This is a genomic window from Ruegeria sp. S84 (assembly GCF_056583445.1).
In genome coordinates, this window is the sequence record NZ_CM152618.1 from 2,929,523 (window position 1) to 2,946,419 (window position 16,897).

The window sequence follows — 16,897 nt, forward strand, 5'->3', positions numbered from 1 at the left end:
TCAAAGGAGCATGCCCCATGTCGATGAACAGTTTTGGCCACCTCTACCGCGTTACCACCTGGGGTGAAAGCCACGGACCCGCTTTGGGTGCGACCATAGATGGCTGCCCTCCGGGCGTCACGATCGATGAAGGCATGATCCAGCATTGGCTGGACAAGCGCAAACCAGGTCAGAACAAATTCACCACACAGCGGCGCGAACCCGATCAGGTGAAGATCCTGTCTGGTGTTTTCGAAGGCCAGACCACAGGCACACCGGTGCAGTTGATGATCGAGAACACCGATCAGCGCTCGAAAGACTACGGCGACATCATGGACAAGTTTCGTCCGGGACACGCCGACATCACATACTGGCAGAAGTACGGGATCCGTGACTATCGCGGCGGCGGGCGCAGTTCGGCGAGGGAAACGGCATCACGTGTGGCGGCCGGAGGACTCGCGCGTGAGGCTATCAAACAGATCGCTCCGAATGTTCAAATCACCGGTTATATGACCCAGATCGGTCCGCACAAGATCGACCGTGCCAATTTCGACTGGTCGCAGATCGAACAGAATCCATTCTGGACGCCCGACGCCAAAGCAGCCGAAGATTGGGCCGCTTATCTGGACGACCTGCGCAAATCCGGCAACTCGGTCGGCGCAGTGGTCGAAGTGGTCGCGCGCGGCGTTCCGGCGGGGCTCGGCGCGCCGGTTTATGCCAAGTTAGACACTGATCTGGCTGCAGCCATGATGTCGATAAACGCCGTTAAAGGGGTTGAAATCGGTGAAGGCATGGGCGCCGCCGAACTGACTGGCGAGGCCAACGCCGACGAGATATTCATGGGACAGGACGGCCCTCAATACAGCTCGAACCACGCTGGCGGTATTCTGGGCGGCATTTCGACCGGCCAGGATCTTGTGGTGCGCTTTGCGGTCAAGCCGACCTCGTCCATTCTGACCACCCGCAAGACCATCACCAAATCCGGCGAAGAGACCGAGATCATTACCAAAGGCCGCCACGACCCCTGCGTCGGCATCCGCGCCGTTCCGGTAGGTGAGGCAATGATGGCTTGCGTGATCCTTGATCACCTGCTCCTGCACCGTGGTCAAATCGGCGAGAACCGTGGACAGATTGGCTGATCTGCGCGCTTCGCTGCGCGCTGTCGTCAGGCAACGGATGCAGACGGATCCGGCGCATGATCTGGCGCACCTGGATCGGGTTTGGGTTAATGCGCAGGCGATTGCGGATGATGAAACCAACCCGCGTGTCTTGCTGGCGGCGTGTTATCTGCATGATCTGATCAACCTGTCAAAAGATGACCCGGATCGGCATCTGGCCTCGATGCGATCCGCCGCTGAATCAGAGCCTATTCTTGAAGAATTCGGCTATTCCACCACTGAAATTGGAGCCGTGCAGCACGCGATTGCCGCCCATAGCTTTTCGGCTAACATCCCGCCCGAAACACCCGAGGCGCGAATACTACGGGATGCCGATCGTCTGGATGCGTTGGGTGCTATCGGTATTGCCCGCAACTTTTCAGTCTCGGGCGCCCTGGGACGCACCCTTTATGACCCGTCAGATCCGTTTGCCGAAAACCGTTTACCTAATGACCTGATTTTTTCAATCGATCACTGGCAAATAAAACTGCTGCGCTTACCCAATGATATGCTGACCGAAAAAGGCAGGGCCATCGCGCAGGACCGAGCCGCGCGGATGATGAGGTTTCTAAAGGACCTGTCAGAGGAAATTGGAGCTCAGCTTCCACTAGACTGGTCCAATCTCTGATACGGCAACTTTGGCCAGTTGATCTTTCCGCCTCAAAGGCGCAGGTTCGCGACCATGGCGAAATCCTTAACATCGCATCGTCCGGCATTGGCCGTGGCGCTCAAGCTCAGTGCGCTCGTGCTGTTCACGACGATGTCTGCATTGGTCAAGGCTTTGTCAGATGATTTCCCGCCGGGAGAGATGGTGTTTTTTCGCTCGCTTTTCGCGATTCCGGTTATCATCGCCTGGCTGGTCTGGCGAGGAGAGCTGGTGCACGGCTTTGTCGTCAAGAAGCCGATGGGCCATTTCTGGCGCGGGGTTCTGGGAACCTCGGCCATGGGACTGACCTTTACTGGTCTTAGCCTGTTGCCGCTGCCCGAGGTAACCGCCATCGGATATGCAACCCCGATCTTCACGCTGATTCTGGCTGCAATCATGTTGGGCGAGCGGATACGAATGATTCGTATCGGGGCCGTCGCGCTTGGCCTCGTCGGCGTTCTGATCATGATCTGGCCCCGGCTGGGTTCAGGCACTGCCGAAACCGCCGCAACAATAGGTGCGCTTTGCGTGCTGGCTGCAACCGTTGCCCGTGCCTTTGTGCAGATACATATTCGACAACTGGTACAGGTGGATCATCCCGCCGCAATCGTGTTCTATTTCTCTCTCACAGCGACCTTGCTTTCGGGTCTCACAGTGTTTTGGGGCTGGGTTATCCCGACATGGGAGCAAGCCGCATTGCTGGTGACAATCGGCCTGATCGGCGGAGTGGCGCAGATTCTGGTGACCTCGTCCTACAAGTTTGGACAAGCGTCAATGCTGGCACCTTATGACTACACCACAATGCTGTTCGCCATTGTCATTGGTTATTTCTGGTTCGATGAGTTGCCAACCCTGGTGATGCTGGGCGGCGCGGCGTTGGTGATTGCAGGCAACGTCGTGGTGATCCTGCGTGAACGACAACTTGGCCTTGATCGGACCAAAGCGCGATCAGCAACGGATCCCAAAGCCTGACTTTACCTTTCGCAATCTTTCCCTAGGTTGGGTCGCGATACACCTATGAGGTTTCCCGATGAGCGACGCACAGAACCACAAAGAAAAGATGCAAGAGGTGCAAGCCAAGCACCGCAAGAAAGTCTCGGAAGCGGTCGATCCCGGCCGGGGACTGGTGCTGATCAATACAGGTAAGGGCAAGGGAAAATCCTCGGCTGCGTTTGGCGTGGTGATCCGGGCATTGGGCTGGGGCCAGAAAGTGGCTGTGGTTCAGTTCATCAAGGGCAAGTGGAAAACCGGTGAGCGCAGGTTCTTTGAGGGACGCGATCTGGTCACCTGGCACACGATGGGCGAAGGGTTTACCTGGGATACACAAGACCGCGAGCGCGACATCGCGGCAGCGACTTCGGCCTTCAACAAGGCCTGTGATCTGATGAAAAGCGGCGACTACGATCTGGTTGTCCTCGACGAGATCAATATCGCCCTGCGCTACGAATACCTTTCAGTAGACACTGTTATTGAGGGGCTTCAGACCCGATCAGACAAAACCAGCGTGTTCCTGACTGGCCGGGATGCCCCGCAAGCCCTCAGGGACTATGCGGATCTGGTAACCGAGATGACCGAAGAAAAACACCCGTTCCAAGCCGGCATCAAAGCCCAACGTGGTGTGGATTTCTAGGCCCGCGCACCACCCTCATTCAGCGCGCGCATCGAATCGCGCCTGACTGCGTACATCGTTGCGGCTGAGTGTTCTTCGAGCGCCCGGCAGCGCTCGGCGTTGCAGGTCTTGTGATCGAGATAGGCCGCGACTTCTGAGGTTAGCGCGTCGCAATCACACGATGCACAGCAGGGATCGGCCATCAGTTCTTCAAATCGATCACGCAATCGCGGGCTCCTTTGGTCGTTCCCGGGGCGATGGCGGGCTTTCACATCTGCTTTTGCTGAGCCCACAGATCGCCCCGGAACCAGTTGCTTGATGGTGTCATCTGGCGTTGCGCTATATCTGATGTTTTTTGTCGGAAAATTCAAGCCTGAAAATCTGATTCAACAGGGGCGACCCATTGGGCAAATTTGGCCTTATTAGTGTCTAAAACAAAAAGGGCCATCCGGATGCCCGCATGGCCCAGCTGATCGCTATGGCTCTGACTCACTTCAAGCAATAGCGCTCTGTTCGGGCGCGCTGAGCGAGATCACCACAACGACTGCGGCCCCGTTCACCCAGTAGAACAACGCATCAAGCCCAGAAAATCCAAACAGGCTGGGCGCAAACAGGAACGTGACGCCGACAAGCAGATCAACAGCCAAGTGGAACTTGTATGGCAGAACCCGCCAAATCCCAAGGTGATGGTCTGTCAGAACGGTCAGCACGAATGCTGCAATGCCGGTCACAACGGACAGCCAAAGTGCCAGCGGGCTGGACTGGCCCAGCCCCAGTACAAAAGGCAAAACCATCAGCGCAATCGCAACCGGGTAGTCAAGATAGGCATGGACAGAGCGGGTGACAAAACGCAGGGACATGTGAACTTCCTTTCTTCAATCAGTGATGATCAAAGATTAGGGGCGCGCGATTGAACGCAACATCCCAGTTCGTTTTGCATTTATTGCAGATCGTTCAATTGATCAGTACGATTAGTGCATCGCACGGTACGCGGCGGGCGACAGTCCGACCTGCTTCTTGAACACGCGTGAAAACGCAGCCTCGGACGCGTATCCCACTTCTGCTGCAGCATCCGCAACGTTCCAGCGATTTTCGGTCAACCCATGGCACGCGATCTGCATCCGCCAGTCCGTCAGGTACTGCATCGGGGTAGTCCCCATCTTTTGTGAGAAAAGCTGCGCAAATGCAGTGCGTGACATTGCTGCTTCTCGCGCGAGCATCGCAACGCTCCACTCCTGCGCCGGAGACTGGTGAAATGCTGTCAGCGCCCGCGAGATGCGCGGATCGGCAAATCCGGCAAGTGCGGCATCATGAGGACTTTGATGTTCAAGGTATGCCCGGATCGCTTGCGCAAACAGCACTTCGGACAGTTTCAGCGCGATCAGGTCACCGCCGATACGAGCACCGGACACTTCAGATCCGATCATACGCAATGTCGCCTCGATCCAGGCACCCGCTTCTTCACCGTAATTCTCGATCAGTATAAAAGGTGGCAACCGGTCGATCAGCATATGACCGGTTCCGTTTCGCCCGGCTGGCCCGGTGAATGAGAAATGTCCGCAAATCAGTTGCGTATCGCGCTCGTCTTCCTCACCGCCATAGACCAGGACACCATCGCCTTTGTAGCCTGACAGCTCTAACACCCGCTCAAGGGGCAAGGCATCATAGGGTTTGACTTCATTACACAGCAGCGCATGCGGCGCACCGTGGGGAATAAGAATCAGATCACCCTGCCGCAACCGCAAGGTCTCGCCGGTTGTTGGCAGGTGCACCTTCAATTCACCGCGTTGCACAAAGTGAAACCGGGCCACGTTCTCGAAGCCCGGCACCTGTATCCCAAACGGCGGAGTAAAGGATGTGCGGAAATAAAATGTGCCACGCAGAGACAGGCGTGTAAGGATATCGCTGAGAAGATCTAACATGAGCCAACGATACGGCTTGGCCCGGCAGCGTCCATACCTTCGAACGATCTGCATGCATATTTGCATGATCTGCAATCAAAACCCCCGCCTGAGCGGGGGTTCAATACGGTGTTAACTTACGCGCGGACCAATTTCTCGTAATCTTCGGCGATTTCGCGGGTCAGATCGCCAACCTCGAAGGTATAATCGCCGATCTGCCCGACAGGTGTAACCTCGGCTGCAGTGCCAGTCAGCCAGCATTGCTCGAAATCGGCCATCTCCTCGGGACGGATCCGACGTTCATGAACAGTGATGCCCTTGTCTTTCAGCATCTGGATCACCGTCTGACGAGTGATGCCGTTGAGGAAGCAATCGGCCAGCGGGGTGTGCACTTCGCCATCCTTAACGAAGAAGACATTTGCCCCCGTCGCCTCGGCGACGTTGCCATTATAATCCATGAACAAAGCGTCCGAGCAGCCTTTGGCCTCAGCTTTGTGTTTGGAAATGGTGCAGATCATGTAAAGACCTGCTGCCTTGGCATGCACTGGAATGGTTTCCGGACTGGGTCGTTTCCACTCGGCAATGTCCAACTTGGCGCCTTGCATCTTAGCGTCACCGTAATAGGCACCCCAAGGCCAAACAGCGATGGCCATCCGAACCGGATTCTTGGCGGACGCCACACCCATATCCTCGCCCGAACCGCGCCAGACCAGCGCACGTACATACGCATCTTGAAGACCACTGGCTTTGAGCGCTTCTTCCTTGGCGGCCTCGATCTCATCGACCGAGTATGGCATCGGCATATCCAGCGCCTCTGCCGACGCGATCAGGCGTTCGGAATGTTCGCGGCTTTTGAAGATCTTGCCGTTGTAAGCGCGCTCACCCTCGAACACCGAAGACGCATAATGCATCGCGTGGGACAGGATGTGCACATTGGCCTCACGCCAGGGCACCAATTCGCCATCCATCCAGATGACACCGTCGCGATCGTCATATCCAGCCATGCGAAACCTCCTGAACCGGTCGATATTTCCGAATGTTGCGCCGTTTAGGTCCGTATCGGACACAATGTTGCGCAAAAACTGCGATTCGATACCTGTGCGCTCTTGGAATGTCAATAAGGCTGACATAAAGTCAGATTATATTGCGAATGAGGCCCAACATGACCGACATCCGTCCCGCCCCGGTCTTTAGCGGAGAAAGCCTGTTGTTTCTAACAGATGAACAACTGAGGCAGGGCATCGAGGCCATGTTTTTTGCCTATCGCGGCTTTACCGCTGATCCGGACCGTATCCTGACTGAATTGGCCTATGGCCGTGCTCATCATCGGGCCATCCACTTCATCAACCGTGCGCCGGGTACAACCGTCAACAATTTACTGGCCATATTGGGTGTCACGAAACAATCGCTGAATCGCGTCTTGCGCAGCCTGATTGAAGATGGGTTGGTCGAAAGCCGGGTCGGAACAGTGGACAAACGCGAACGCCACCTATTTCTGACGGATAAAGGAAAGGCACTCGAGGCCAAACTATCTGACGCCCAGCGCGCCCGGATGCGTGCGGCCTACAAAGATGCGGGCCCCGAAGCGGTGGCCGGGTTTCGCAAAGTGCTTGAAGCGATGATGGATGCTGATATGCGTCGTGCATATACGAAACTGCGGGATACGACTTCATGAGCGAAATGGACGCCCATCTTCTGATCGTCGACGATGACGAGCGTATTCGTGATTTGCTCAAGAAATTCCTGATGCGCAGCGGTTTTCTTGTAACCGCGGCGCGGGATGCAGCGCACGCACGGCGGGTTTTGTCGGGGCTCGATTTCGACTTGATTGTACTGGATGTGATGATGCCCGGCGAAGACGGCGTTAGCCTGACCCGATCCCTGCGCGACACCCATTCCACCCCGATCCTGCTGTTGACGGCCAAGGGCGAGACCGAGCATCGGATTGCCGGACTTGAGGCGGGTGCGGATGATTATCTGGCCAAGCCATTCGAGCCGAAAGAGCTGTTGCTGAGGATCAACGCCATTCTGCGTCGGATGCCAGAGACGCCCGCGCAAGACACAGCAGCAAAAATTCTGCATCTTGGACCCATTCGCTATGATATCGAACGCGGTGAGATGTGGCAGGGCGAAGACCCGGTGCGCCTAACCGCGACCGAAAGCCAGTTGATGAAAATATTCTCGGCTCAACCCGGCGAACCGATCAGCCGAGCCAAGCTGGTCGAAGATCTGGGGCGTGACAAAGGTCAGGCACAGGAGCGCGCTGTGGACGTACAGATCACCCGCTTGCGTCGGAAGCTTGAGCAAGATCCGAAGCAACCCCGGTATCTGCAGACCGTACGGGGTGCAGGGTATATGTTGGCACCGGATTGATTTTGCCGCTGCGCGGCGATCTTAGGCCTTCGGCGAAGGTATTTTTAGCCAGATGAAGATGGGATCCTGATGAAAACCGCCCTTTTGACCCATGCAGATTGTTTGCACCATGTGACACCTGAGGGACATCCGGAACGGGTGGCGCGGTTAGAGCATATCCTACATGCACTTGAAGGGCTGGATCTTCAGCGTGTGACGGCGCCGTTGGCGGCGGATGACGATCTGTTGAAGGTGCATCCGCAGAACCATATCAGCGATATTCTCGACCATAGGCCCCCGGATGGGTTCAAGCAGATTGATGGGGATACGTTCATGTCTCCGGGATCTGTTGATGCAGCCTATCGTGCGGCGGGTGCCGCCGTGCGGGCCGTTGATATAGTTCTGGGCGGCGAAGCGCCGAACGCGTTTTGCGCTATTCGGCCTCCGGGGCATCATGCCGAGACCGAGACGGCCATGGGGTTCTGCCTGTTTGGGAATGCCGCGCTGGCTGCAAAGCACGCGTTGGATCATCACGGGTTGAACCGCGTGGCAGTGGTGGATTTCGACGTGCATCATGGCAATGGCACGCAAGACCTGCTGTGGGATGAGAAACGCGCTTTGGTGATTACCAGCCAGCAGATGCCCTTATGGCCCGGCTCGGGCCGCCCGGATGAGACCGGTGCTTATGAGACCGTTTTGAACATACCATTGGCTCCGGGCACGGGTGGGGCCGAGATGCGGGCAGCCTATGAGGCGCAAGCCTTTCCGCGTCTGCGGGCGTTCAGGCCGGAACTGATCATTATCTCCGCTGGGTTTGATGCGCATCAGGATGATCCGTTGGCCAATCTCAATTGGTCCACTGGCGATTTCGCCTGGATCACGGCGGAGCTGTGCAAGATTGCCGATGACGTGTGCGATGGCCGTATCGTCTCGACTCTGGAAGGCGGTTATGATCTGAACGCATTGGCCGAGGCGACACGCGCCCATGTGGAAGAACTGATAAAGGCAGCACGATGACCGATACCCCAGTTGAACAGATGACGTTCGAACAAGCGATGAAAGAGCTTGAGGCCGTGGTTGGCCAGTTGGAACGTGGTGATGTGGCGCTGGATCAATCGATTGCGCTGTACGAACGTGGCGCCGCATTGAAGAAGCGCTGCGAGGATGAGTTGAAGCGTGCTGAGGAAAAAGTGGCCGCGATCACTCTGGACGCAGATGGCCAGCCAACCGGAACGACGCCTGTCGAAGGTCAGTAAATGTTTCGTGAAAAGCTGGCACAGGATGCCACGCTGATTCAGAGCCATTTCGATCTGGTTCTGAGCGCGCTGGATGATCTGGATGTGACACGGGCCATGGCCTATGCCACCGAGGGCGGCAAGCGTCTGCGAGGGTTTCTGGTATTGGAAAGCGCGCGGTTGCTTGGCGTCGATACAGCTCGGGCAATCTGGCCAGCGACAGGTATCGAAGCGCTGCATGCATACTCTCTGGTCCATGACGACCTGCCTTGCATGGATGATGACGACCTGAGGCGTGGACGCCCGACGGTGCACGTGAAATGGGATGAGGGCACCGCCGTTCTGGCCGGGGATGCGCTGCAGACACTTGCGTTTGAGCTTTGCACGCGGCCAGAGGTCGGAAATGCTGAAATACGCGCTGAACTGGCTCTAACACTGGCAAAAGCGAGCGGCGCACAGGGTATGGTTCTGGGTCAGGCGCTGGATATCGCCGCTGAGACGGCGGCGGAGCCGCTGACACTGGATGAGATTACACATCTGCAAGCGGGCAAGACCGGTGCGTTGATCGAATGGTCCGCCTGTGCGGGTGCGCGATTGGCGCAGGCCGATCCCACCCCCTTGCGCCAATATGCCCAGGCGCTTGGGCTTGCCTTTCAGATCGCGGATGACATTTTGGATGTCGAAGGAGATGCCGAAAAGGCCGGAAAGCGGCTGCAGAAAGACGCCGAGGCGGGCAAAGCGACCTTTGTCTCGCTACTGGGTCTGGACGCCGCCAGATCCCGTGCAATTGAGCTTGTGGATCAGGCTTGTGCTGCGCTGGACGAACATGGCCCCGCTGCAGAAACCTTGAAGCAGGCTGCCCGCTTCGTTATTGCCCGGGACAGCTAAGCCAGGAACGCCAAATGTCTGACCGCCCGAATACGCCCTTGTTGGACCTTGTGAGCCGCCCAGCGGATCTGAAGCAGTTTTCAGATGCGCAGTTGCATCAGGTCGCACATGAGTTGCGGGCCGAGACGATTTCAGCAGTTTCGGTGACCGGAGGGCATCTGGGCGCGGGTCTGGGTGTCGTCGAGCTGACCACGGCGCTGCACGCGGTATTCGACACGCCACGAGACAAGATCATCTGGGACGTAGGTCACCAGTGTTATCCGCACAAGATTCTGACAGAACGCCGGGACCGAATTCGCACCCTGCGCACAAAAGACGGCCTAAGCGGATTCACCAAGCGCAGTGAAAGCGCCTATGATCCATTCGGCGCTGCACATTCCAGTACTTCGATCAGTGCCGCGCTAGGCTTTGCTGTCGCGCGTGATCTGGGCGGCGTTACGCCTGAAGGGCTGGGCGATGCGATCGCTGTGATCGGCGATGGCTCTATGTCCGCCGGCATGGCCTTTGAGGCGATGAACAACGCAGGCCACCTGAAGAAACGCTTGATCGTAATTCTCAATGACAATGAGATGAGCATTGCACCACCAGTGGGCGCCTTGTCGAACTATCTATCGCGCATCTATGCCGAAGAACCGTTTCACGATCTGAAAGCTGCTGCCAAAGGTGCGGTGTCGTTGCTGCCGGAACCCTTCCGCGAAGGGGCAAAGCGCGCCAAGGATATGCTGAAGGGCATGGCCATGGGCGGGACGCTATTTGAAGAGCTCGGCTTTTCCTATCTTGGCCCGATCGACGGGCATGATCTGGACCAGTTGCTGCCGGTTCTGCGTGCGGTCAAGGCGAAGGCAAGCGGACCGATCCTGATCCATGTGTTGACCGAGAAAGGCAAGGGGTATGCCCCCGCCGAACAGGCCCGCGACAAGGGTCACGCGACCGCCAAATTCGATGTGGTGACGGGCGAGCAGAAAAAGGCGCCTTCGAACGCGCCTTCCTATACCTCGGTCTTTGGCAAGACACTGGTCGATGAAGCAGCGCGGGATGACAAGATCGTTGCGGTTACAGCCGCGATGCCGGACGGGACAGGGCTGAACCTGTTTGCCGAGCGCTATCCGTCGCGCTGTTTCGACGTTGCGATTGCCGAACAGCATGGCGTGACCTTCTCGGCTGCGCTGGCCGCCGGGGGCATGAAACCATTCTGTGCGATGTATTCGACCTTCCTGCAGCGTGGCTATGATCAGGTTGTGCATGATGTGGCGATCCAACGCCTGCCGGTGCGATTTGCCATCGACCGTGCGGGTCTGGTTGGGGCAGACGGTGCGACCCATGCGGGATCGTTTGATATTGCTTACATGGCCAACCTTCCGGGTATGGTTGTCATGGCGGCTGCAGATGAGGCCGAATTGATGCACATGGTCGCCACTGCGGTGGCACATGACGATGGCCCGATCGCTTTCCGGTATCCTCGCGGCGAAGGAGCGGGCGTTGATCTGCCCGAGCTCGGAGAAGTATTGGAGATCGGCAAGGGCCGGTTGATCCAGAAAGGTGCCCGGGTGGCGCTGCTGTCTTTCGGTACGCGGCTGGCCGAAGTGCAGAAAGCAGCAGAGGCGCTGTCGGCGCGCGGGATCAAGCCCACCATCGCCGATGCACGCTTTGCCAAACCGCTGGATCGGGACCTGATCCTTGATCTGGCTGCCAATCACGAGGCACTGATCACCATCGAGGAAGGGGCCATCGGCGGCTTTGGCAGCCATGTTGCGCAATTGCTTGCGGATGAGGGCGTGTTTGACGAAGGGTTGAAGTATCGCTCGATGGTGCTGCCGGATATCTTCATCGATCAGGCGAGCCCGGCGGATATGTACGCCGTCGCAGGAATGAACGCAGAACAGATCGAGGCAAAGGTGCTTTCGGTTCTTGGCGTTGCTACAATCGGTGAGAAACGCGCCTGATATTCGGGTGTTGCCGCCCCTGGATGCTGAAAAAATAAGCAGTTCAAAAATGATCTAGGTCAATTCCTTATACGCTGTGCTACGCTAACACCCGAGTCAGGCAGGCCAACCCCTGTCGATCACTCAAAGGTCGCGAGCGAATGAACAAGCTAGCCAGCCGACGCGCATTCCTGAAAGGGAAAGTGCTGCGCGAGGATACATCAGCCATCCACCCACCGGGTGCGTTGACCGAGTTTCTTGAGCTTTGCACTCAATGCGACGAATGCCGCGAGGCCTGCCCTGAAGATATCATCCGTTTCGACCCGCAAGGCTGGCCTGTTGTGCAATTGGACGCAGGCCCCTGCACTTTTTGCGGTGATTGCGCCAATGCTTGCCCGACCGGGGCGCTGAATCCTGAACACGTGGCTGATTGGCCTTGGCGCGCTGCGGTGTCGGCCTCTTGCCTGTCGATGAATGGTGTCAGCTGTCGGGTTTGTCAGGATGTCTGCGACCACAACGCGATCCGCTTTCGGCTGCAAACCGGAGGTCGTGCTGAACCCCAACTCGACACCAATATTTGTACCGGCTGTGGCGCTTGTGCCAGCGCCTGTCCTGCCGGTTCTGTCAGCTTTGAACGCCACACCCCGCCCACTCAGGAGGTAGCCTTATGAATATCTGTGGATGCCTCGTCCATGTAGCCCCCGAAACCACGCAGAGTGCACAGGCCGCGATTGCAAGTACAAACGGGGCAGAAGTTCACGCGGCATCCGAGGATGGCCGCATTGTTGTTGTGGTCGAGGATACGCCGGAAAAAATGGCGTCCGAGACGATCATGGATCTGCACCAGATCCCGGGTGTGATCTCTCTGACCCTGACCTACCACCATTTCGAAGACCTAGCGGAGACCCGTCCGCACCTTAACGCTTCTCGCCAGATCTAAAGCCGGAGACCCATGTCATGACCATCTCTGAATCCCGCCGGACCTTTTTGAAATCAACCGCCGCCGCTGCGACAGCATCAGCCGCAGGACTTCCCCTTGCGACCGGACAAGCCAGCGCTCAGGTCGGCAACCCTGATATCCGTTGGGACAAAGCCGCCTGCCGGTTCTGCGGCACCGGATGCTCGGTTCTGGTTGGCACCAAAGACGGGCGCGTGGTCGCCACGCAAGGCGACCCGGATGCGCCGGTGAACCGCGGTCTGAACTGTATCAAGGGCTATTTCCTGTCCAAGATCATGTACGGCAAAGACCGCCTGACCACGCCGATGCTGCGCAAAACCAACGGCGAATATGACAAGAATGGTGAGTTCGAACCCGTCAGCTGGGACGAAGCCTTCGACGTCATGGCTGCCAAGTGGAAAGAGGCCCTTGCCAAGAAAGGCCCGACCAGTGTCGGCATGTTCGGTTCGGGCCAGTGGACCGTTTGGGAGGGCTACGCTGCTGCCAAGATGATGAAAGCCGGTTTCCGATCCAACAACATCGACCCCAACGCGCGCCATTGTATGGCCTCGGCGGTTGTCGGCTTCATGCGCACCTTCGGCATTGATGAACCAATGGGCTGCTATGACGATTTCGAGCACGCAGACACATTCGTGCTCTGGGGCTCGAACATGGCCGAGATGCACCCGATTCTGTGGTCACGCCTGACCGACACGCGTCTGACCAAACCGGGATCCGAAGTGCATGTACTGTCGACCTATGAACACCGCTCGTTCGAGTTGGCCGACAATGGAATGGTCTTTGCGCCGCAGACCGATCTGGCGATCCTGAACTATATCGCCAACTACATTATCCAGAACGGCGCGGTGAACGAAGAGTTCGTCAACAAACACGTCAACATCACCAAGACCGCCACCGATATTGGCTATGGACTGCGCGATAACAACCCGCTGCAGGAAGAGGCAGAGAATCCAAACTCTGGCAAGATGGAGCCGATCAGCTTCGAAGAATATGCCGAAGCGGTATCGGAATACACGCTGGAATACACATCGGAACTCTCCGGTGTTCCTGCCGCTCAGCTTGAGCGTCTGGCCCAGCAATATGCCGACCCCAACCGCAAGGTGATGAGCCTGTGGACCATGGGCTTCAACCAGCACACTCGCGGATCGTGGGTGAACTCGCTGATGTACAATGTGCACCTGCTGGTGGGTAAGATTTCCGAACCCGGAAACTCGCCCTTCTCGCTGACCGGTCAACCTTCGGCCTGTGGTACGGCACGTGAGGTCGGAACCTTCGCTCACCGTCTGCCGGCTGATATGGTTGTGGCAAACGACAAACACCGCGAGATTTGCGAGACCGCGTGGAAAATTCCTGCGGGCACCATCCCACCCAAACCCGGGTTCCACGCCGTTTTACAGCACCGCAAGCTGAAGGACGGCGATCTGAATGCCTATTGGGTGCAGTGCACCAACAACATGCAGGCCGCGCCCAATATCAACGAAGAAGGCTATCCCGGCTATCGCAACCCGGAGAACTTCATTGCCGTCTCCGATCCCTATCCTACTGTAACAGCCCTGTCGGCTGACCTGATCCTGCCTACCGCCATGTGGGTCGAGAAGGAAGGCGCCTATGGCAACGCCGAGCGTCGCACCCAATTCTGGCGGCAACAGGTCAAAGCGCCGGGCGAAGCGAAGTCCGATCTGTGGCAGTTGATGGAGTTCTCCAAACGCTTCACCGTTGAAGAGGTTTGGGGCGAGGAACTGCTGGCGACCATGCCAGAACATCGTGGTAAGACCATGTATGACGTGCTGTTCGCCAATGGCACGATCGACAAGTTCCCGCTGTCAGAGACCGCAGAAGGATTCGACAACGACGAGTCCGAGCACTTTGGCTACTACGTGCAAAAGGGCCTGTTCGAGGAATATGCCGAGTTTGGGCGCGGCCACGCGCACGATCTGGCCCCATTCGAAACCTACCACCAGGCGCGTGGCCTGCGTTGGCCAGTCGTGGATGGTAAGGAAACACTGTACCGCTTCCGAGAAGGCTATGATCCGTATGTGCCTGAAGGCGAAGACGTGAAATTCTATGGCCATAAGGACGGCAAGGCCAAGATCATCTTCGCGCCATACGAACCCGCCCCCGAGGTACCGGATGAGGAATTCAACCTGTGGCTCTGCACAGGGCGTGTGCTGGAACATTGGCATTCAGGTTCGATGACCCGCCGCGTGCCCGAACTGCACCGCTCCTATCCCGCCGCCGTTGTCTACATGCACCCGGACGATGCGCGCGACCGCGGTCTGCGCCGCGGGCAGGAGATCGTTCTTTCCACCCGCCGCGGCGAAGTTAACAGCCGGGTCGAAACCCGAGGCCGGAACAAAGTGCCGCGTGGCCTGGTGTTCATGCCATGGTTCGACGAAGGCCAGTTGACAAACAAGCTGACTTTGGACGCGACCTGCCCGCTCTCGAAAGAGACCGACTTCAAGAAATGCGCCTGTAAGGTCGAGCGCGCGTAAAAGGCTGGCAAGGCAAAGGTCGTCCCCATGTCTCGTGTTGGCACACCCCTTTCGCCGCAGCGGCGCCGGTTCCTGCAGGACTCGGCGCGCGCAGCGGGTGGTTGCGTAGCAGCCGGGTCCTTGCTGGCCTGGCTGGCGCGGGACGCACGGGCGTTGCCGGCCGAGGCGTTGCGCCCCCCCGGTGCCTTGCCGGAAAAAGACTTTCTGTCAGCCTGCATCCGCTGTGGTCTGTGCGTGAGAGAGTGTCCCTATGACACGCTGAAACTGGCCGAGCTGGGTGTCGATGCGGTGGCCACCGGCACGCCGTATTTCACCGCCCGTGATATCCCTTGCGAAATGTGTGACGACATCCCCTGTGTCGCTGCCTGCCCGACCGGGGCGCTGGACCCCGGCCTGGACAATATCGACGACGCCAAGATGGGTGTCGCCGTTCTGGTCGATCAGGAAAACTGCCTGAACTTCTTCGGCCTGCGCTGCGATGTCTGTTACCGCGTCTGCCCCGTCATCGACGAGGCCATTACGCTGGAGACCGAACACAACGCCCGCTCGGGCAGTCATGCAATCTTCATTCCAACCGTTCACGCCGATCATTGCACCGGCTGCGGCGTTTGCGAGAAAAGCTGCGTTCTGCCCGAAGCGGCGATCAAGGTGCTGCCCGCCCGATTGGCTCGGGGCAGCAGCGCCGATCACTACCGCAAGGGCTGGGAAGAGAAAGAAGCCAAAGGCGCGCCCGTCGTCGAAGGTATCATCGATTTGCCTGATCGCCTGCCGGGACCGGGCACCGATAACCTTGTCGCACCGGGCGGGTTTGAGCCCAGATTCAAATTGCCGGAGGTCACTCAATGACCGTCCGCACAAACATGCCGCTGGGGCATGAAGCTATCGCCGCCAAAGGTTGGCTGAGTGCCCATAAATACCTGCTGCTGCGCCGCGCCAGCCAAGTGTTCTTCCTGGTACTGTTCCTGTTGGGCCCGTGGTTCGGCATCTGGATCGTGCAGGGCACTCTGGCCGGGTCGCTGACCCTAGGCGTACTGCCCCTGACCGATCCGTTCGTCTTGCTGCAAAGTCTGATCGCAGGGCACTGGCCCGAGCTGACCGCCGCCATTGGTGCCGTCATCGTTCTGGCGACCTACGCGTTGGTCGGAGGCCGCGTCTATTGCTCGTGGGTCTGCCCGATCAACCCTGTAACCGACGGCGCGCACTGGCTGCACCGCAAGCTGGGTCTGCAAAAAGGCTGGCAGCCCAAACGCGGAACGCGGCTGTGGATCATGGCCACTGTGCTGATCGTCTCTGGCCTGACTGGCGCAATTGCTTGGGAACTGGTCAACCCGATCACCATGCTGCATCGCGGGTTGATCTTTGGCATGGGCTTCGTCTGGGCGATGGTCGCCGCGATCTTCCTGTTTGACTTGCTTGTCTCGCGCCATGGATGGTGCGGCCATGTCTGCCCCGTAGGCGCATTCTACGGACTGGTGGGCAGCAAGGCGATGCTGCGGGTCAGCGCCGCCAATCGCAACGCCTGTGACGATTGCATGGACTGCTACGCGGTTTGCCCGGAAAACCATGTGATCTCTCCGGCGCTGAAAGGCAATGACAACCCGCTGATCCTGTCGCCCGACTGCACCAATTGCGGTCGCTGCATCGATGTCTGCGCTGAAGACGTTTTCAAATTCACCCATCGGTTCGACGCCCTGACCGTCGCGCCACCGGAATCAACCGCCGCGCCCCAGCCGCGCGCCTCAAGACCTTTTTGAAGGA

19 protein-coding genes are annotated in these 16,897 nt (G+C 58.0%); 15 read left to right on the forward strand and 4 right to left on the reverse strand.

The annotated features are described in order from the left end of the window. Positions 1-17 precede the first annotated feature (17 nt). From aroC to cobO, 4 genes are read left to right on the forward strand one after another with little or no spacing between them, the layout of a single operon-like run. Complete coding sequence (gene aroC / locus AC1DFB_RS14765; RefSeq protein WP_480921566.1) at positions 18-1,118, forward strand: chorismate synthase; 1,101 nt, start codon at positions 18-20, stop codon at positions 1,116-1,118. After that, complete coding sequence (locus AC1DFB_RS14770; RefSeq protein WP_170425573.1) at positions 1,102-1,764, forward strand: HD domain-containing protein; 663 nt, start codon at positions 1,102-1,104, stop codon at positions 1,762-1,764. The genes aroC and AC1DFB_RS14770 overlap by 17 nt, the downstream gene beginning before the upstream one ends. 54 nt (positions 1,765-1,818) lie before the next feature. Continuing rightward, positions 1,819-2,754, forward strand: a complete 936-nt coding sequence (locus AC1DFB_RS14775; RefSeq protein WP_170398226.1) for a DMT family transporter — start codon at positions 1,819-1,821, stop codon at positions 2,752-2,754. A 58-nt stretch (positions 2,755-2,812) separates the two neighbouring features. Beyond that, complete coding sequence (gene cobO / locus AC1DFB_RS14780) at positions 2,813-3,412, forward strand: cob(I)yrinic acid a,c-diamide adenosyltransferase (protein ID WP_170625409.1); 600 nt, start codon at positions 2,813-2,815, stop codon at positions 3,410-3,412. Here the strand turns inward: cobO and AC1DFB_RS14785 are convergent. The 4 genes from AC1DFB_RS14785 to AC1DFB_RS14800 all read right to left on the reverse strand — a co-directional run bounded on the left by AC1DFB_RS14785 (position 3,409) and on the right by AC1DFB_RS14800 (position 6,296). Further along, positions 3,409-3,618, reverse strand: a complete 210-nt coding sequence (locus tag AC1DFB_RS14785; protein WP_170566679.1) for a hypothetical protein — start codon at positions 3,616-3,618, stop codon at positions 3,409-3,411. The genes cobO and AC1DFB_RS14785 overlap by 4 nt on opposite strands. A 267-nt stretch (positions 3,619-3,885) precedes the next feature. Then, a complete protein-coding gene (locus AC1DFB_RS14790; RefSeq protein WP_480592940.1) occupies positions 3,886-4,251 on the reverse strand; it encodes an SPW repeat domain-containing protein in 366 nt (121 codons plus the stop codon). 111 nt (positions 4,252-4,362) lie between these two features. After that, the gene (locus AC1DFB_RS14795; RefSeq protein WP_170408132.1) at positions 4,363-5,313 is read right to left on the reverse strand and encodes an AraC family transcriptional regulator; all 951 of its coding nucleotides are present in this window, start codon (positions 5,311-5,313) and stop codon (positions 4,363-4,365) included. 116 nt (positions 5,314-5,429) lie between these two features. Continuing rightward, entirely contained in the window at positions 5,430-6,296 is an 867-nt protein-coding gene (locus AC1DFB_RS14800) for a branched-chain amino acid aminotransferase (RefSeq protein WP_170398212.1), read from the reverse strand. Positions 6,297-6,454: 158 nt separating this feature from the next. On the opposite strand from AC1DFB_RS14800, the gene AC1DFB_RS14805 reads away from it, so the two are divergent. The 11 genes from AC1DFB_RS14805 (at position 6,455) to napH (ending at position 16,893) form a co-directional block, all read left to right on the forward strand. After that, positions 6,455-6,967 (forward strand): MarR family winged helix-turn-helix transcriptional regulator, encoded by a 513-nt coding sequence (locus tag AC1DFB_RS14805; protein ID WP_480921567.1) that lies wholly within the window; start codon positions 6,455-6,457, stop codon positions 6,965-6,967. Further along, complete coding sequence (locus AC1DFB_RS14810; RefSeq protein ID WP_170513633.1) at positions 6,964-7,665, forward strand: response regulator; 702 nt, start codon at positions 6,964-6,966, stop codon at positions 7,663-7,665. The genes AC1DFB_RS14805 and AC1DFB_RS14810 overlap by 4 nt, the downstream gene beginning before the upstream one ends. 69 nt (positions 7,666-7,734) lie before the next feature. Further along, positions 7,735-8,661 carry a histone deacetylase family protein gene (locus AC1DFB_RS14815; RefSeq protein WP_480921568.1) on the forward strand — a complete coding sequence of 309 codons (927 nt, stop codon included), beginning with the start codon at positions 7,735-7,737 and terminating at the stop codon, positions 8,659-8,661. Then, complete coding sequence (locus tag AC1DFB_RS14820; protein ID WP_010443127.1) at positions 8,658-8,900, forward strand: exodeoxyribonuclease VII small subunit; 243 nt, start codon at positions 8,658-8,660, stop codon at positions 8,898-8,900. The genes AC1DFB_RS14815 and AC1DFB_RS14820 overlap by 4 nt, the downstream gene beginning before the upstream one ends. Next, positions 8,901-9,767, forward strand: a complete 867-nt coding sequence (locus AC1DFB_RS14825) for a polyprenyl synthetase family protein (protein WP_170819096.1) — start codon at positions 8,901-8,903, stop codon at positions 9,765-9,767. Positions 9,768-9,781: 14 nt separating this feature from the next. Then, positions 9,782-11,710 (forward strand): 1-deoxy-D-xylulose-5-phosphate synthase, encoded by a 1,929-nt coding sequence (dxs, locus tag AC1DFB_RS14830; protein ID WP_480921569.1) that lies wholly within the window; start codon positions 9,782-9,784, stop codon positions 11,708-11,710. Between the two features lie 140 nt (positions 11,711-11,850). After that, complete coding sequence (gene napF / locus AC1DFB_RS14835) at positions 11,851-12,360, forward strand: ferredoxin-type protein NapF (RefSeq protein WP_480921570.1); 510 nt, start codon at positions 11,851-11,853, stop codon at positions 12,358-12,360. After that, positions 12,357-12,629, forward strand: coding sequence for a chaperone NapD (locus AC1DFB_RS14840; RefSeq protein WP_170513617.1), 273 nt, complete (start codon positions 12,357-12,359; stop codon positions 12,627-12,629). The genes napF and AC1DFB_RS14840 overlap by 4 nt, the downstream gene beginning before the upstream one ends. 17 nt (positions 12,630-12,646) lie before the next feature. Continuing rightward, positions 12,647-15,139, forward strand: a complete 2,493-nt coding sequence (gene napA / locus AC1DFB_RS14845; RefSeq protein ID WP_170398190.1) for a nitrate reductase catalytic subunit NapA — start codon at positions 12,647-12,649, stop codon at positions 15,137-15,139. Between the two features lie 27 nt (positions 15,140-15,166). Beyond that, positions 15,167-15,985, forward strand: coding sequence for a ferredoxin-type protein NapG (napG, locus tag AC1DFB_RS14850; protein WP_170737076.1), 819 nt, complete (start codon positions 15,167-15,169; stop codon positions 15,983-15,985). Beyond that, positions 15,982-16,893, forward strand: coding sequence for a quinol dehydrogenase ferredoxin subunit NapH (gene napH, locus AC1DFB_RS14855; RefSeq protein ID WP_480921571.1), 912 nt, complete (start codon positions 15,982-15,984; stop codon positions 16,891-16,893). Before napG ends, napH begins: the two co-directional genes overlap by 4 nt. Positions 16,894-16,897 lie beyond the last annotated feature (4 nt).

Coding starts and splice junctions, on each gene's coding strand:
- aroC (WP_480921566.1), top strand. CDS start 18: ATGTCGATGAACAGTTTTGGCCACCTCTACCGCGTTACCACCTGGGGT.
- AC1DFB_RS14775 (WP_170398226.1), top strand. CDS start 1,819: ATGGCGAAATCCTTAACATCGCATCGTCCGGCATTGGCCGTGGCGCTC.
- cobO (WP_170625409.1), top strand. CDS start 2,813: ATGAGCGACGCACAGAACCACAAAGAAAAGATGCAAGAGGTGCAAGCC.
- AC1DFB_RS14790 (WP_480592940.1), bottom strand. CDS start 4,251: ATGTCCCTGCGTTTTGTCACCCGCTCTGTCCATGCCTATCTTGACTAC.
- AC1DFB_RS14795 (WP_170408132.1), bottom strand. CDS start 5,313: ATGTTAGATCTTCTCAGCGATATCCTTACACGCCTGTCTCTGCGTGGC.
- AC1DFB_RS14800 (WP_170398212.1), bottom strand. CDS start 6,296: ATGGCTGGATATGACGATCGCGACGGTGTCATCTGGATGGATGGCGAA.
- AC1DFB_RS14805 (WP_480921567.1), top strand. CDS start 6,455: ATGACCGACATCCGTCCCGCCCCGGTCTTTAGCGGAGAAAGCCTGTTG.
- AC1DFB_RS14810 (WP_170513633.1), top strand. CDS start 6,964: ATGAGCGAAATGGACGCCCATCTTCTGATCGTCGACGATGACGAGCGT.
- AC1DFB_RS14815 (WP_480921568.1), top strand. CDS start 7,735: ATGAAAACCGCCCTTTTGACCCATGCAGATTGTTTGCACCATGTGACA.
- AC1DFB_RS14820 (WP_010443127.1), top strand. CDS start 8,658: ATGACCGATACCCCAGTTGAACAGATGACGTTCGAACAAGCGATGAAA.
- AC1DFB_RS14825 (WP_170819096.1), top strand. CDS start 8,901: ATGTTTCGTGAAAAGCTGGCACAGGATGCCACGCTGATTCAGAGCCAT.
- dxs (WP_480921569.1), top strand. CDS start 9,782: ATGTCTGACCGCCCGAATACGCCCTTGTTGGACCTTGTGAGCCGCCCA.
- napF (WP_480921570.1), top strand. CDS start 11,851: ATGAACAAGCTAGCCAGCCGACGCGCATTCCTGAAAGGGAAAGTGCTG.
- AC1DFB_RS14840 (WP_170513617.1), top strand. CDS start 12,357: ATGAATATCTGTGGATGCCTCGTCCATGTAGCCCCCGAAACCACGCAG.
- napA (WP_170398190.1), top strand. CDS start 12,647: ATGACCATCTCTGAATCCCGCCGGACCTTTTTGAAATCAACCGCCGCC.
- napG (WP_170737076.1), top strand. CDS start 15,167: ATGTCTCGTGTTGGCACACCCCTTTCGCCGCAGCGGCGCCGGTTCCTG.
- napH (WP_480921571.1), top strand. CDS start 15,982: ATGACCGTCCGCACAAACATGCCGCTGGGGCATGAAGCTATCGCCGCC.